We start from the raw sequence: 16,348 nt of genomic DNA, 5'->3' as shown, positions 1-16,348 counted from the left end.
TCGCCGAGGTATGCCGTCCGCTGACCAGAATCCGATGTCTTCGATGCCGTCTTCTTCCCCTGTCACCGCGCCGTCGTCGATCGCCGGCGATGGACTGCGGCCGACGCTGGCGGAGTTGATTGCGCTGCGCGGCACCACGGTCCATCGCGGGCAGCCGGGGCGTGGCCGCCATGGACTGGTCGGGCCGGTGCCCGCGGCAATGCGCGGGCGCGGGATGGAATACGCCGAGTCGCGCGAGTACGTGGCCGGCGACGATGCGCGGCATATCGACTGGCGCGTCACTGCGCGTACCGGGCGTGCGCATACCAAGTTGTTCCAGGCCGAGCGCGAACGCTTGAGCCTGATCGTGGCCGATACCTCGCCGGCGCTCTTCTTCGGCACGCGGGTGCGCTACAAGTCGGTGCAGGCCGCGCGCGCCGGTGCGGTTGCGGCGTGGCTGGCACAGCGGCAGGGCGACCGGATCGCCGCGCTGCGTGGCACTGCCAGCGAGGCGCCGATTGCACCGCGCTCGGGTCAACGCGGCGTGTTGCCGGTGCTGGACGCATTGGCGCGCTGGTACACGCAGCCACCGTCCGGCGACGCGGGCCTGGAGGTGGCACTGGACCATGCCGCGCGGCTGCTGCGCCCGGGCGCCCGGCTGACCGTGCTGGCCGATGCGCGCAGCGCCAGCAGGATTTCTGCCACGCGCTGGTCGGGGCTGGCCTTGCATCACGAGGTGGTGGTGATCGTGCTGGTCGACCCCCTGGAGCTGGCGCCACCGGCCCGCGCACTCAGCTTCGATGTGCGCGGCGAGCGCATTGCGATCGATCTGTCCACGCAGGCTGGACGTGCGCGCTGGCAGGCCGAATTCGTGGCGCCGCTGGAGCAGTTGACCTCGGTCTTGCAGGCACGCGGCGTGCGCCTGCATCGCCTGTCTACCGACGATGCCAGCGATGCCTGGCTGGGCGGCAGTGCTGCCGTGCGGAGGCTGTGACGATGGCGCCGCAATCGCTGCCGCTGCGCGATGTCCATCTGCCGCCGTCACCGTCGTGGTGGCCGCTGGCGCCGGGCTGGTGGCTGGTCATTGCGGCGGCGGTGCTGGTGCTCGGCGCCGCAGCATGGTGGTGGTGGCGCCGCCGTCAGCGGCAGCATCTGTGGCTGGCGGCATTCGATGCCGAGTTGCAGCGCGCAACGACGCCTGCGCAGCGCCTGGCCGCGTTGTCCTTGTTGTTGCGGCGCGCCGCACGCCGCGTCGATACCCAGGCAGACCGGCTGCAGGGCGAGGCATGGGTGCAATTCCTGGATGGGTGCAAGAGCAAGACGCAGGCCTTTTCGCAGGGGCCGGGTCGCGCGCTGCTGGACGGTGGTTTTCAACGTACGCCGACGGTGACCGATCTGGACGCGGTGCAGGCGCTGGCGCGGCGGCGTTTTCTGGACCTGATGCGAGGCCGGCGATGAACTGGCTGCAGTGGTCGCAATGGCAGGATGCGCTGGCGCACTGCGCATGGCCGTGGGCCTGGTGGTTGATGCCGCTGCCGTTGCTGATGTGGTTCTGGCCGCAGCGCCGCGCCGATACGGCAGCACTGCGCGTGCCTTACGCCGACCAACTGCAGGCGGTCGCGCAGGCTAAGAGTGCACCGGTGCTGCGGGTGCCGCGCTGGCTGGCGTGGCTGGGCTGGTTCTTCCTGTGCGCGGCGCTGGCGCGCCCGCAACAATTGGGCGATGTGATCCAGCCGCCGCGCGAGGCACGCCAGATGATGCTGGCGGTGGATCTGTCCGGCAGCATGAGCGAGCCGGACATGGTGCTCGGCGGCAAGGTGGTGGACCGCCTGACGGCCGCCAAGGCGGTGTTGTCGGACTTTCTGGATCGTCGCGACGGCGACCGGGTCGGTCTGCTGGTATTTGGTCAGCGGGCGTATGCATTGACGCCGTTGACCGCCGACCTCACCTCCGTGCGCGACCAGTTGGCCGACAGCGTGGTGGGACTGGCCGGGCGCGAAACGGCGATCGGCGATGCGATCGCGTTGTCGGTCAAACGGCTGCGCGAGCAGAAGCAGGGCCAGCGCGTGGTGGTGTTGCTCACCGATGGTGTCAACACCGCAGGCGTGCTCAATCCGCTCAAGGCCGCCGAACTTGCCAAGGCCCAGGGCGTGCGCGTGCATACGATCGCCTTTGGCGGCAATGGCGGCTATTCGTTGTTCGGTGTGCCGATTCCGGCCACGGGCAATGACGATATCGACGAAGATGGCTTGCGCAAGATCGCCGCGCAAACCGGTGGGCGCTTCTTCCGTGCGCGCGATACCGAAGAGCTGGCGGGCATCTATGCCGAGCTGGATCGGCTGGAGCCGGTCAAGGCGCTCGGCCCGTCGGTGCAGCCGCGCGTGGAACGTTACTACTGGCCGTTGGGCGTTGCGATCGTGATTGCGCTGCTGGCCTACGTGTTGCCGCGGAGATGGCGATGAACGCGCTGACCGCACTGGCCGGCTGGCTGCAGTCGCTGCACCTGCTGCGCCCGGGGTTGCTGTGGGCGCTGCTGGCGATCGTGCCGGCGGCAGTGCTGTGGCAGCTGCGGCGACGCGATGCCGATGTCTGGCGGCAAAGCGTGGATGCGCACCTGCTGCCGACCCTGCTGGTGTCCGGCAGCCGGCGTGGATGGCTGGGATTCGTGCTGGCTGCGCTGACCTATGCGCTGGCGGTGGTGGCGATGGCCGGGCCGAGCTGGCGGCAGACCGAGCGGCCGGTGTATCACTCCAGTATGCCGCTGGTAGTGGCGCTGGACCTGTCCTCCAGCATCGCTGCCAACGATCTGCCGCCATCGCGCCTGCTGCAGGCGCGTGCCAAGCTGGCCACCTTGTTGCGCAAGCGGGCAGGCGGCGAAGTCGCGCTGCTGGTCTACGCGGGCGAGAGCTTCACCGTTGCACCGTTGACCGATGACACCGCCAACGTGGCGTTGTTCCTGGATGCGCTGTCGCCATCGGTGATGCCGGTGGACGGCAAGCGCGCCGATGCGGCAATCGATGCGGCCACGCAGTTGCTGCTGCAGGCCGGCTTCAAGCAAGGCGACATCCTGCTGGTCAGCGATAGCGCCGATCGTGCGGCCGGAAGTTCTGCGCGGCTGGCGCACTCGCGTGGATTCAGCGTGTCTGCGCTCGGCGTGGGGAGCGCGCGCGGCGCGGCCTATCGCACCACGACCGGCGAGATTGCGCAGACACGACTGAATGAGGGCAGCCTGCGCGATCTTGCCGGGCAGGGCGGTGGTCGCTATGCGCGTATCACCGCCGACGATACGGACCTGCGTGCGCTGGGCGTGCTCGACCCGGCGCAACAGCCGCTGGCTGATGAAACCGCCGAATCCACTGGGGGCAAGACCTGGCTGGACGAAGGCTACTGGCTGCTGTTGCCGGTGATGCTGCTGGCATTGCTGGCGTTCCGCCGGCGTGCGGTTGTGGTGGTCCTGGCCCTGGTGTGCGTATTGCCGTTGGCCCAGCCCGCGCATGCTGCCGATGGCACCCTGTGGCAACGCGCCGACCAGGTGCAGCAGCAACGCCTGGATGCCGGCGTGCAGGCCTATCGCAAGGGCGATTTCGCCGCGGCACAAAAAGCCTTCGAACATGTGCCCACCGATGAGGGGCTGTATAACCTCGGCAACGCACTGGCCAGGCAGGGCCAGTACGACGAAGCGATTGCCGCTTACGACCGCGCGCTCAAGCAACATCCGGATCAACCCGACGCCATCGCCAATCGTGCGGCGGTGGAGGCGGCGCGCAAGCGGCAGCAGCAGAACAACAAGGACGGTAAGGGCCAGGACGGCAAGGGCCAGCCCGACAACCGGAAGCAATCCGGGCAGAACGGCTCCGGCCAGAATCCGTCCGGACAGAACAAGCAGAACGATCAAGGCGCTGGACAGGACGGGCAAGGCGGGCAGGATTCGCAAGACAAGCAGGACGGCAAGAACCCGTCGTCTGCGCAGACGCCGCAGGACGCAACCCCGCAGGACCAGCAGTCCAAGGACGGGCAAGGCACGCAGGGCAAGCAGGATGCAGCGCCGCAATCGGCCGATGCCAAGGCGCAGCAGCAGGCCGATGCCGCGCAGCGGCAAAAGATGCAGCAGGCGATGGCGCAGGCCGGCGACAAGAACGCCAATGCAGACGGCAAGCAGGCCGCCGCAGCGGCGGCGAACGAGACGCCGGAGCAACGCGAACAGCGCCAGGCGGTGGATGCCTGGCTACGGCGGGTGCCGGATGATCCGGGCAGCCTGCTGCGTACCAAATTCAGGCTGGAATACGAACGCAGGCAACGGGACGGACGATGATCGGCACACACCATTTGCGCCGCGCGGCGATCGGCATGTTGACCGGCGTGATGCTGCTCACCTGTGCACCGGCGGGCGCCGTCACGCGCGCGTGGCTGGACCGCGACAGCGCCAATGCCGGCGACGTGGTGATGTTGAACATCGAAACCGACCAGCGCGGTGTCGATCCGGATTACACGCCCTTGCGCAGCGACTTCGCCCTGGGGGCCAAGAGCGCCAACCAGCAGATGCAGGTGACCAATGGATCGGTGACGGTGCGCGCGCTGTTCGGCGTGGTGCTGACGCCGCGCAAGAGCGGCGAGCTGATCGTGCCGGCGATCCGCGTCGGTAACGAGCGCACCGAGCCGTTGCGGTTGCAGGTGGGCGCTTCGGCAAGCGACGCCGGCAGCAGCGCGCCCGGCGCAGCAGCTGCGGCGCAAGGCAATGAGGATGCCTTTGTCCAGACCCAGGTGGACGATCCGCAGCCCTATGTGCAGCAAAGTGTGGGCGTGGTGGTGCGGCTGTATTTCGCCACGCAGCTGGCGTCCGGCGAGCTGGATCTGGAAGCGCCCGATGGTGCATCGCTGCAGCGCATCGGCGACGACGTCAGTTCGGTCAAGGTGCTCAACAACCGTCAATACAATGTGGTCGAACGGCGTTATCTGCTGGTGCCCGAGCGTAGCGGCCGCCTGGTGTTGCCATCGGCGCGCTTCAACGGCCGATCGGTCGGGGGCTTCTTCGACGACTACTTCGGTCGCGGCAATGGCGAGCTGAGCGCGCGCAGTGCCAGCATCCCGCTGCAGGTCCGTGCGCAACCGGCCAATGCGCCGCAGCCGTGGTTGCCGCTGCGCAGCCTGCAGCTGCGGTATACGACCACGCCGCAGCGCGCCACTGCCGGCGAAGCAGCGCAGATCGTGGTGGAGGCCAGCGCGCGCGGCGCCACCCAGGCGCAGTTCCCGGAGTTGCCGACGCCGAGCGTGCCCGACGCGCAGGTGTTTGCCGAGCCGGCGCAGTACGAAGAACGCTTCGTGGATGGCTCGCCGCAGCTGCGGCTGACCCGCCGCTATTCGATTGTGCCCAACCGTGCCGGGCCGCTGGTGGTGCCCGGCTTGCAGGTGGCATGGTGGGATGTGGGCGCGGGGGCGGCCAAGACGGCCTCGCTGCCGGATCTGACGCTGGACGTGGCGGCCGGTACAGGTGCGTTTGCGGCGCCGGCGCCGGCGCCGTCAGCCGATTCGGCACCGGAGAACCCGGCGAGCACGCCTGCGGCCAGCACGCTGAGCCTGCAGCAACCGGCGGCCACGCAACGGCCGTGGGGCTGGATCGCTGCGGCGACCGGCTTTGCACTGCTGTGGATTGCCACCCTGGTGTGGGCCTTGTCACGGCCTCGCGGCGGTTCGCACGGCGCGCCGGTGCTCAATGCCAGCGATGCAGCTGCCCCCGGCCGGCGTGTGACCCACGGTGTGGCCGAATTGCGACGCGCGCTCGACACCGGCGGCATGGACAATGTGGCCGCGGTGCTGTGTGGCATGGCCGGCGTTGCCGACATCGACAGCGTGCTGGCCGCGTTGAGCGACCCGGCCCAGCGCGCGGCGGTGGCGCAGATGCAGCGCGCCCGCTGGGGCGGCGATGGTGACGTGAGCAGTGCACGTTCGGCATTGCGCGAGGCCTTCGCCAAGGGGCCGCGTTGGCGGCACGCCACCGCTGCGGAGCCGGAGGTATTGGCGCCGCTGTATCCGCCGGCGCCTTGATCGGTGTCGCGGCATCGGCAACGGTGACAGGTCCTGGATAGCCAGCGTGCTGCGCCTCGTTTTGACGCGCTGACTGCTGTTCTTTAGCGGTGCTGCGTAAAGCAAGGCGTTTTTCCAAGGCAAGGCGTTTGGTCTGCGGCGTGGCTGCAGTGTCCTTGCCCGCCCACCATCGCGGGACACGTTGCAAGTACGTCCATGTAAGCTCTTACGCGGCATCCATGCCGCGTAAGGTCCCGCGACGGTGGGCGGGCAAGGAGCAGTCGAGACGGTCTGTATGCGCAGTTACAAGCAAGGCATGGCGTCCGCTGTTCGAAGCACGTTGCGTCCGATCAGTTCCCCGCGCAAGCCGAGCAACAGGCAGGCTTTCGACACGAAACATGGAAATGTCTCGTCTGCCGCTGCAAGCCGAGCGAAACGCTTTCAATAAAGCAGCCNAAGCCGAGCAACAGGCAGGCTTTCGACACGAAACATGGAAATGTCTCGTCTGCCGCTGCAAGCCGAGCGAAACGCTTTCAATAAAGCAGCCGACCACCTGTCTGGTGCGGTGTCCTTGCCGGTTGCGGGACCGTGCGGCGGCATGGATGCCGCCACACGGTCCCCATGGATGGGTTCACGGCGTGTCCCGCAAGCGGTGAGGGCACCGCGCCCTCGACGTACCGGGCTGTTGATTCAAGCATCCGGTCGCGACTAGATGACGCCCCCGGTCTACGCATCCGTTGCTTTACGCGTCGCATCCCGATGAGGCCTGGGCACTTCGGATAGAGCACTTGCAGCGCGGCTGATCCGCGGGCTGGTCGCAGGGGCCTCGCCCGCTCCAACGCCTGCATCANCCGCGCCCTCGACGTACCGGGCTGTTGATTCAAGCATCCGGTCGCGACTAGATGACGCCCCCGGTCTACGCATCCGTTGCTTTACGCGTCGCATCCCGATGAGGCCTGGGCACTGCGGATAGAGCACTTGCAGCGCGGCTGATCCGCGGGCTGGTCGCAGGGGCCTCGCCCGCTCCAACGCCTGCATCACCTGATGTCGCGAGGAATACCTACCCTCGGGCGGGCGCACGGCGGCAGGCCGGGTAGGTGGCCGCGTCGATGGCGTTTGTTAAGCTCCGGGGCTTGTGTCCAGATCAAGGCCGACCAGATGACTGCATCCCCCGCCGCGCGCCGCCCGGGCCTGCCCCTGCATTGGAAGATGGGCATTGGCTTCGCCGTCGGTCTGCTGCTGGGCCTGGCGGTCTACTACCTGGCCGGCAGCGATGCGGACTGGGTGCGTATGGTGACCAGGTACGTCACCACTCCGTTCTCGCAGATCTTCCTCAATCTGATCTTCATGCTGATCGTGCCGTTGCTGTTTTCGGCCTTGGTGATGGGCATTTCCGAAATGGGCGACATCCGCGCGCTCGGGCGGGTGGGGTGGCGCACCCTGGGCTACACCATCGTGCTGTCCGGCGTGGCGGTGTTGCTGGGGCTGGTGTTGGTGAATGTGCTCAAGCCTGGCGCGGGCGTGGACCCGCAACTGGCCAACCAGTTGATCCAGCAGAACGCCGAGCGCACCCGAGAGATCATCTCCAGCTCAGGCACCCAGCCGCAGGGCATGGACATGCTGTTGTCGATCGTGCCCAGCAACGTGATAGCTGCAGCGTCCAGCAACGGCGCGATCCTGTCGCTGATGTTCTTTGCGGTGATGTTCGGCGTGGGCATGGTGCTCACCGCCGATGAAAAGGTGGCCACGCTCAAGCGCGGCATCGAAGGTGTCTTCGAAATCTCGATGACCCTGATCGGCCTGGTGATCCGGCTGGCGCCATATGCGGTGGCCTGTTTCATGTTCAACCTGGCTGCGCTGTTCGGCTTCGATCTGTTGGTCCGTCTGGGCGCTTATGTCGGCGTGGTGGTGCTGGCGCTGGGCCTGCACATGGTGGTCAGCTACGGGCTGGCGGTGAAGTTCGCCGGACGTTCGCCGATCGGCTTCTTCCGGCAGACCCAGCAGGCCACGATGATGGCGTTCTCCACTGCCTCCAGTAACGCCACCCTGCCGACCGCCCTGCGCGTGGCCGACGAGATGGGCCTGCCGCCGCGGGTGTCGCGCTTCGTGCTGACCGTGGGCGCGACCGCCAACCAGAACGGCACCGCCCTGTTCGAAGGGGTGACGGTGATCTTCCTGGCGCAGTTCTTCAACGTGGACTTGAGCCTGGGTCAGCAGTTCATGGTGATGCTGGTCTGCATCCTGGGCGGCATCGGCACCGCGGGCGTGCCGTCCGGCTCGCTGCCGGTGGTGGCGCTGATCTGCGCGATGGTCGGGGTCAACCCGGTCGGCATCGGCATGATCCTGGGCGTCAATCACTTCCTGGATATGTGCCGGACGGCGCTGAACGTGACCGGGGATCTGGCGCTGACGACCCTTGTGGCCAAGGGCGAAGAATAGGGATTCGGGAGTCGGGATTGGGGATTCGTCAGAGCTGGCTGCTGCGACCGGCAGGTGCCAGGTCAGGTTGGGGTGTTGCGACGGCGTTTGCGCCGCCAGTTGCGCCGCTGTCTAGCAGACGAGGCTGCAGAGGCTCTGGCTCGGCTTCACCAATCCCGAATTCCCAATCCCGGCCCCACTAACACGCTCTGTGGGAGAATAGCGGTCTCCGCTTCCAGCGGTGTTCCCCTCCGCTTCCATAGACGCCCATGACCCAGCCCACCCGCCGCCAGCTGGCCAACGCCATCCGTTTTCTCGCCGCAGATGCGGTCGAAGCCGCCAAGTCCGGCCATCCCGGCATGCCCATGGGCATGGCCGATATCGCTGAAGTGCTGTGGAACGATTATTTCCGGCACAACCCGAACAACCCGCAATGGTTCAACCGCGACCGCTTCGTGCTGTCCAACGGGCATGGGTCGATGTTGCAGTACGCGTTGCTGCACCTGTCCGGCTACGACCTGCCGATCGAGCAGCTCAAGCAGTTCCGCCAGCTGCACAGCAAGACCGCCGGCCATCCCGAGCGCAGCGAAACCCCCGGGGTGGAAACCACCACCGGTCCGCTCGGGCAGGGCTTTGCCAATGCGGTCGGGTTCGCGCTGGCCGAGAAGTTGCTGGCGCAGCGCTACAACCGTCCGGAGCTGGAAATCGTCGACCACCGCACCTGGGTGTTCATGGGCGATGGCTGCATGATGGAAGGCATTTCCCACGAAGCCGCCTCGCTGGCCGGCACCTGGGGCCTGGGCAAGCTGGTCGCGTTCTGGGACAACAACCAGATCTCCATCGACGGCAACACCGCCGGCTGGTTCAGCGACAACACCCCGGAGCGTTTCGAGGCCTATGGCTGGCATGTGATCCGCGATGTGGACGGACATGACGCCGAGAAGATCAAGGCCGCCATCGAGACCGCGCTGGACAATACCGACAAGCCCACGCTGATCTGCTGCCGCACCAAGATCGGCTTCGGTGCGCCGAGCAAGGCCGGCAAGGAATCCTCGCATGGCGCACCGCTGGGCAAGGAAGAACTCGAGGGCGCCCGCAAGGCGCTGGAATGGCCGTACGGCCCGTTCGAGATTCCCGAAGAGATCTACGCCGGCTGGCGCGCAGGTGGCACCGGCACGCTGCGTCAGGCCGAGTGGGAGCAGCTGTTCGACAAATACGGCAAGCAGTACGCGGCCGAAGCCGCCGAGCTGACCCGCCGTTCGCACGGCGAGCTGCCGGCCGACTTCATCGCCCAGGCCGATGCCTACATCGCCAAGGCGCAGCAGGACGGCCAGACCATCGCCTCGCGCAAGGCCTCGCAGCTGGCGATCGAAGCGTTTGCGCCGTTGTTGCCCGAGTTGATCGGCGGCTCGGCCGATCTGGCGCATTCCAACCTGACCTTGTGGAAGGCCAGCAAGTCGGTGGTCACCGATGACCCGAATGCCAACTACGTCTACTACGGCGTGCGCGAGTTCGGCATGACCGCCATCGCCAATGGCCTGGCGCTGCACGGCGGCTTCATTCCGTTCGACGCCACCTTCCTGGTGTTCAGCGATTACGCCCGCAACGGCGTGCGCATGAGCGCGCTGAATCCGGCCCACGCCATCCATGTGTACACGCACGACTCGATCGGCCTGGGCGAAGATGGCCCGACCCATCAGCCGGTGGAGCACCTGGCCTCGCTGCGCTACATCCCCAACAACGATGTGTGGCGCCCGGGCGATGCGGTGGAGTCGGCGGTGAGCTGGAAGGCCGCCATCACCCGCAAGGACGGCCCGAGCTGCCTGGTGTTCAGCCGCCAGAACCTGCAGCACCAGCCGCGCAGCGACGCGCAGCTCAAGCTGATCGAGCGCGGCGGTTATGTGCTGGCCGAGGCCGAAGGCGGCGTGCCGGACGTGATCCTGATCGCCACCGGTTCGGAAGTCGGGCTGGCGGTGGAAGCCAAGCAGACCCTGGACGCGGCAGGGCTGAAGACGCGCGTGGTGTCGATGCCGTCGACCGATGTGTTCGACCGCCAGGATGCGGCCTATCGCGAATCGGTGCTGCCGAATGCGGTGCGCAAGCGCGTGGCGGTGGAAGCGGGCGTGACCGGCTTCTGGCGCAAGTACGTGGGCCTGGACGGCGACGTGGTCGGCATCGATACCTTTGGTGCCTCGGCGCCGGCCGACCAGCTGTACGCGTACTTCAAGATCACCGCCGAGCATGTGGTCGCGGCAGCCAAGGCGCTGTAAGCCCTTGCGTGTTGCCTGAAAAAAGCCGGCGAAAGCCGGCTTTTTTTGTGGGGCCTCGTGCGCGATGGGTCAGCGTGTAACGAACCCATTGCGCCTGCCACTGCGCGACGTTGGCCGGCGCCGATGCGTGGATATGGCCAGTGCTTGCCATGGGTGCCCAGCATCGGTGGAATGGGCCGTGCCTGCTGCGTGGCAGCAACAGGAGTTGCCTGGTCTGCGCCTGCAATCCATCGAAACGGACCTTGCTGATCTCCTTCGCAACGGCCAGATCCTGGCCGCGTTGAATGGCCGGATCGAAAGGGCGAATGGCAGACCGCGATCATGCAGATCGACCCGAGGGTCAGGTCCAGTAGCGCTCGCTTATGTCAAGCGAATGCTAAAAAAATGTCAATCCGGCTGTTTAAAATGTGAATCATTCCCATTAAAATGACGCGCTGCCGGTGGTTCGGCACAGCGTTCCTCCCCCTTGTTGCCGGCGCGGCGTCTTCGCAGCGCGTGGTCTGACCCGTCTGCGTTGGAGTCTCCGATGATCCGTAGTACCGAATTGCGTCTTGCTTCCGTGGGCGCGCGTCGCCATGTCCTGCCGCGCGCGCTGCTGGCCGCGCTGTGCACCATGGCCGCCGGCCAGGTGCTGGCCGAGACGCCCGCTGCCGCCCCCGATGCCGAGGTCACCACGCTGGACCGGATGATCGTGCAGGGCGAACAGGCCAAGGGCTACACGGTGGAGAAGACCACCGCCGGCACGCGCATGAACCTGTCGCTGCGCGAGATTCCGCAGTCGGTGACCGTGATCACCCGCGACCGCATGGACGACCAGAACCTGCAGAGCATCACCGACGTGCTCAACAACGTCACCGGCATCTCGGCGGCACAGAGCGACAGCGAGCGGTTGGAGTTCTACGCGCGCGGTTTCTACATCGACAACTACCAGTTCGACGGCATTCCGGCCTACATGGAGCAGGCCTGGAGCTACGGCGACTCGGCGCTGGACGTGGCGCTGTACGACCGCGTCGAAGTGGTACGCGGCGCCACCGGTCTGCTGACCGGCTCGGGCAATCCGTCGGCCTCGATCAACTTGGTGCGCAAGCATGCGCTCAGCCGCGACTTCACCGGCACCGTGTCGGTGGGCGGCGGCGATTTCAACAAGACCCGCAGCGTGGCCGATGTCACCGTGCCGCTGAGCCCCGACGGCACCGTGCGTGCGCGCGTGATCGGCGTGTACCAGGACGGCGAGTCGGACATGGACCGCTACAACCTGCGCAAGAAGATCGGCTCGGCCATCATCGACGCCGACCTCACCGACAGCACCTTGCTGAGCGTGGGTTACGAGTACCAGAAGAAGGAATCGGACGATGTCACCTGGGGCGGCTTCCCGCTGTTCTACAGCGATGGCACTCGCCCGAACTACGATCGTTCGTTCAACCCGGCGGCCGACTGGACCTTCTGGGACACGCGTCTGCAGCGCACCTTCGCCAGCCTGCAGCAGAGCTTCGACAACGGTTGGAATCTCAAGGCGAATGTGAGCCACGAGAAGACCGAAGCGGCCAATCACCTGTTCTACCCGTTCTATACGATCTTCGGCTTCGACCGCGCCACCGGCGGCGGCGTGGTGCCGTACTCGGGCAACTACCAGACCGAGCGCAAGGCCGATGGCGCCGATGTCTATGCGGAAGGCCCGTTCCAGCTGTTCGGCCGCGAGCATCAGCTGGTGGCCGGTGCCAGCTACAACCGTCGCGAATACGTCAACAACGGTACCTTCGATTTCCCGTTCCTGACGCCGCTGACCAGCTACTTCGGCTGGAACGGCGCCTATCCGGAACCCAACTGGAGCCCGCGGTTGGTGCAGAGCGACGGCACCATCAAGCAGAAGGCGGCTTACGTGGCCGCGCGCTTTTCGCTGGCCGATTCGCTGAAGTTGCTGGTAGGTGCGCGCTACACCGACTGGCAGATCGATGGCCGCAATCTCGACTCCGCTACGCAGCAATTGGTGCCGTTCTCCGACAGCCAGACCGAAGTCACCCCGTACGCCGGCCTGGTCTACGACATCAACGATGTGTGGTCGACGTACGTCAGCTACACCGAAATCTTCAACCCGCAGACCCTGCGCGATGCCAATGGCGGCTACCTGGATCCGTTGAGCGGCAAGGGCTACGAAGCCGGTGTCAAGGCCGCATGGTTCGACGACAAGCTCAACGCCTCGCTGGCGGTGTTCCGCATCGAGCAGGACAACCTGGGCGTGGCCACCGGCGTCGTTGTCCCCGGTAGCAGTGACTTCGCGTATGAGGCCGCCAACGGCGTGGTCAGCGAAGGCTTCGATTTCGAGGTGTCCGGGCGGGTGACAGAGGGCTGGAACACCACTTTCGGCGCCTCGCACTACACCGCCCGCGATGACAACGGTACCTCGATCAACACGCATTTGCCGCGCACCACCCTCAAGCTGTTCAACAGCTACACCCCGCAAGGCGCATGGAGCGATCTGACCGTGGGCGGCGGCGTCAACTGGCAGAACCGCTCGTACTACGTGGACCCGGCCTACGGCACCTTCCAGCAAGGCGCCTACGCACTGGTCAGCGCCTTCGCGCGCTACCGGTTGTCGCCGCAGTTCTCGGTGCAGCTCAATGTCGACAACCTGCTCGACAAGCGTTACTACGCGCAGTTCAACGGGGGTTATGGCGCATGGGGCGCATCGCGCAACGGCATGCTGACCTTCAACTACACGTTCTGATCGCAGACCGGGCCGGGCGCGCTTCCAGCGCCTGGCCTGTCGCTGCAACGATGCAGGTACCTCGCAAGAGGTGCCTGTTTTGTTGTCTGGAGCCTGCAGGCCGATCCTAGGTCTGTTGCGCGTATCGCACTGCCTGCACCGCCTGCGCTGCATGCCGGGATGGTGTGCTTCAGTGGAATCGATCTGTTGCACAAGGCGCTGATGGCCTGTTCCGCCAGCGTCGGCGTGCTGCAGAGCCGCTTCCGCACGCGCGTGCGCGCCGACGTGCCGGCAATCGCATCCACGGCGGGCTAGGGCTGCAACGGCTCCAGATGCGGTGCCATCACCTCTGCAACCCAGTCCATGAACGCATGCACGCGTTGCGGCAGGTGGCGGCGCTGCGCGTAAAGCAACGTGACCGGCATCGGTTCCGGTGCAAGGTCGGCAAGCACTTCGATCAGTGCGCCGCTGTCCAGATGCGCACGTAACGGGCTGGCTGGCGCCTGGATGATGCCCAGGCCCGCCATTGCCGCAGCAAGATAGGCATCGCCGTTGTTGACCGTGACCGGCCCGCGCATCGGCAGTAGCTGGTAGGCGTGTCCGTCGTGGTACTCGAAGCCGGACGAGCGCTGGCCCAGCGTCGGCACGTAATGCACCAGGTCGTGGTGTGCCAGATCGTCCAGACGCTGCGGCATGCCCCGTCGTGCGAGGTAGTCGGCACTGGCGCAGCTAATGATGCGAAACGCACCGAGCGGCCGTGCGACCAGGTTGCTGTCTTCGAGCGTGCCCACGCGCACCACGCAATCGAAGCCTTCGCGCACCACATCCACGCGCCGGTCGGTGCCGCTGATTTCCACTTCCAGCTGCGGGTGCTGCGCCAGGAACGCGGGCAGTGCGGGAATCACGAAATTGCGCGCGATGCCGGATGACATGTCCACCCGCAGGCGTCCGCGCAACTGGCTGCGTTCGCGCTGAAACATGCTCTGCAACTCGTCCATGTCGTCGAGCAGATCGCGGCTGCGTTGGTAGAACGCGGTGCCGTCGCCGGTGAGTTGCACGCGGCGCGTCGTGCGATGCAGGAGCTGCGTGCCGAGCGAGGCTTCGAGCCGCTGTACGGCGGTGGAGACGCTGGCCTTGGGTCGCCCCAACGTGTCGGCGGCACGCGTAAAGCTGCCGAGCTCTGCCACGCGCAGGAAGGCACGCAGCGACTCCAGGGTGTCCATCGATTGGTCGAGGTTCTTGAACGGTGCAATCAGGTTGGACCGATTTATGCGGCGCGGCAAGCGCAATAGTCTTGGCACGGTCAGGCGCTGTCACGCCCGTCTCGCGGTCACGGCTGGTTTGTTGATCGCTCCACATCGCATGCAACACGCACCGGAGTCCATCCATGTCGACCACCACGCCGATCACCCTGATTACCGGCGGCAGCCGCGGCCTGGGCCGCAATGCCGCGCTTGCGCTCGCTGCAGACGGCAGCGACATCGTGCTGACCTACCGCAGCCAGGCCGATGAGGCGGCTGCGGTGGTCGCGCAGATCCACCAGCTCGGCCGCCGCGCGCAGGCATTGCCGCTGGATGTTGCCGACACCGCGTCGTTTGCGGCATTCGCCGCGCAGTTGAAGCAAGTGCTGACCGGTTGGGATCGTACGCAGTTCGATGCGCTGGTCAACAACGCGGGCACCGGGCTGCATGCAGCCATCGCCGATACCACGCCGGCGCAGTTCGACGCGCTGGTCAACCTCCATCTCAAGGGGCCGTATTTCCTCACCCAGGCGCTGTTGCCGCTGATCGCCGATGGCGGACGCATCCTCAATGTGTCCAGTGGCCTGGCACGCTTCGCGCTGCCCGGTGCATCGGCCTACGCGATGATGAAAGGTGGGGTGGAGGTGTTTACCCGCTATCTTGCAAAAGAGTTGGGTGCACGGGGCATTCGCGCCAATACGCTGGCGCCGGGTGCGATCGAAACGGACTTCAATGGCGGGACCGTACGCGATAACGCCCAGGTCAACGCAATGGTGTCGTCGGTCACCGCGCTGGGACGGCCAGGACTGCCGGACGATATCGGGCCGGTGGTTGCTGCGTTACTTGCGCCAGGAACGGGGTGGATCAATGCGCAGCGCATCGAGGTCTCGGGCGGGATGTTGATCTGACTGCGAAGGCCTGCGCATCACGCGCAGGCCCGTGTCTGCATCGCCACTGGGTGCATCACTGCAGGGGTTGATCGCCATGCAGCACGGGATAGGGATTCAGCACCTCTCCCTTCCACCATTGTTTTTCCGGTCCCAGGCGATGGATCTCGAAGTGCAGATGTGGTGCGGCGGGATCGGCGTTGCCGGTGCTGCCGACGTAGCCGATGATCTGGCCGCGCTTGATCGACTGCTTTTCCGCCAGGCCGTCGGCATAACGTTGCAGATGTGCATAGTAGTAGCAGTACGTTCCGGCCGGGTCGAACTGGTACACGGTCAGGCCACCGCGTTCGCTGTTGAACAACTTCTCGACCGTACCATCTGCCACCGCAATCACCGGCGTGCCGGTGGGCGCAAGAATGTCGATGGCATCGTGCACACGGCCTTCGCTGCGTGCATCGGTGAACGTATTCTGCAGCTGGCCGCTGCTGATGCCTTGCACCGGAATCAGCAGGCCGGTGCCTGCACTTGCAGCGTCAGGTGAGGGTGAGGGTGCAGGCGCAACTGCAGCTGCAGCTGCAGCTGCAGCGGGGATGCCTGCAGCAGGCGTCGTCCCGGTGGATGGTGCCGCGGCGACCGCTGGCGCAGCGGCGACCGGAACAGCAGCGGGAGATGCCGTCATTCCAGCGCCTGCCGCGTCGGGTTGCGCCGCCACGGCAGGCGCAGCGGCGGACGCTGGTGCCGCCGCCTGCGGCGCCTCGCGTTCCAGCCACCAATAGCCCGCCGCACCCAGCAACACCCCCACCACCAGCATCATCAGCAGTTTCATGC

11 protein-coding genes are annotated in these 16,348 nt (G+C 66.3%); 9 read left to right on the top strand and 2 right to left on the bottom strand.

Annotated features, from left to right (window positions below):
• Nucleotides 1-10 precede the first annotated feature (10 nt).
• From C0541_RS16000 to fhuE, 8 genes are all read left to right on the top strand, one after another.
• A complete protein-coding gene (locus C0541_RS16000; protein WP_161960101.1) occupies nucleotides 11-973 on the top strand; it encodes a DUF58 domain-containing protein in 963 nt (320 codons plus the stop codon).
• A gap of 2 nt (nucleotides 974-975) precedes the next feature.
• On the top strand, nucleotides 976-1,437 hold the full coding sequence (locus C0541_RS15995) for a DUF4381 domain-containing protein (protein WP_115049834.1): 462 nt from the start codon (nucleotides 976-978) through the stop codon (nucleotides 1,435-1,437).
• Complete coding sequence (locus C0541_RS15990) at nucleotides 1,434-2,441, top strand: vWA domain-containing protein (protein WP_115049833.1); 1,008 nt, start codon at nucleotides 1,434-1,436, stop codon at nucleotides 2,439-2,441. Before C0541_RS15995 ends, C0541_RS15990 begins: the two co-directional genes overlap by 4 nt.
• Nucleotides 2,438-4,291, top strand: coding sequence for a vWA domain-containing protein (locus C0541_RS15985; RefSeq protein ID WP_161960100.1), 1,854 nt, complete (start codon nucleotides 2,438-2,440; stop codon nucleotides 4,289-4,291). Before C0541_RS15990 ends, C0541_RS15985 begins: the two co-directional genes overlap by 4 nt.
• On the top strand, nucleotides 4,288-6,021 hold the full coding sequence (locus C0541_RS15980) for a BatD family protein (RefSeq protein WP_115049831.1): 1,734 nt from the start codon (nucleotides 4,288-4,290) through the stop codon (nucleotides 6,019-6,021). The genes C0541_RS15985 and C0541_RS15980 overlap by 4 nt, the downstream gene beginning before the upstream one ends.
• 1,137 nt (nucleotides 6,022-7,158) lie before the next feature.
• Nucleotides 7,159-8,439, top strand: a complete 1,281-nt coding sequence (locus C0541_RS15975) for a dicarboxylate/amino acid:cation symporter (RefSeq protein ID WP_115049830.1) — start codon at nucleotides 7,159-7,161, stop codon at nucleotides 8,437-8,439.
• Nucleotides 8,440-8,687: 248 nt separating this feature from the next.
• Complete coding sequence (gene tkt, locus C0541_RS15970) at nucleotides 8,688-10,688, top strand: transketolase (RefSeq protein ID WP_115049829.1); 2,001 nt, start codon at nucleotides 8,688-8,690, stop codon at nucleotides 10,686-10,688.
• Nucleotides 10,689-11,214: 526 nt separating this feature from the next.
• Complete coding sequence (gene fhuE, locus C0541_RS15965) at nucleotides 11,215-13,413, top strand: ferric-rhodotorulic acid/ferric-coprogen receptor FhuE (RefSeq protein WP_115049827.1); 2,199 nt, start codon at nucleotides 11,215-11,217, stop codon at nucleotides 13,411-13,413.
• Between the two features lie 290 nt (nucleotides 13,414-13,703).
• Here the strand turns inward: fhuE and C0541_RS15960 are convergent, their stop codons facing one another.
• Nucleotides 13,704-14,681, bottom strand: coding sequence for a LysR family transcriptional regulator (locus tag C0541_RS15960; RefSeq protein ID WP_161960133.1), 978 nt, complete (start codon nucleotides 14,679-14,681; stop codon nucleotides 13,704-13,706).
• 98 nt (nucleotides 14,682-14,779) lie between these two features.
• On the opposite strand from C0541_RS15960, the gene C0541_RS15955 reads away from it, so the two are divergent.
• Nucleotides 14,780-15,541 (top strand): SDR family NAD(P)-dependent oxidoreductase, encoded by a 762-nt coding sequence (locus C0541_RS15955; protein WP_115049825.1) that lies wholly within the window; start codon nucleotides 14,780-14,782, stop codon nucleotides 15,539-15,541.
• A gap of 55 nt (nucleotides 15,542-15,596) precedes the next feature.
• On the opposite strand, the gene C0541_RS15950 is transcribed toward C0541_RS15955, so the two are convergent.
• Nucleotides 15,597-16,346, bottom strand: coding sequence for a M23 family metallopeptidase (locus tag C0541_RS15950; protein WP_115049823.1), 750 nt, complete (start codon nucleotides 16,344-16,346; stop codon nucleotides 15,597-15,599).
• Nucleotides 16,347-16,348: the final 2 nt, after the last annotated feature.

This window comes from Xanthomonas arboricola (assembly GCF_003353015.1).
GTDB lineage: Bacteria > Pseudomonadota > Gammaproteobacteria > Xanthomonadales > Xanthomonadaceae > Xanthomonas > Xanthomonas arboricola_E.
This window is presented reverse-complemented; position numbering and strand designations above follow the sequence as displayed.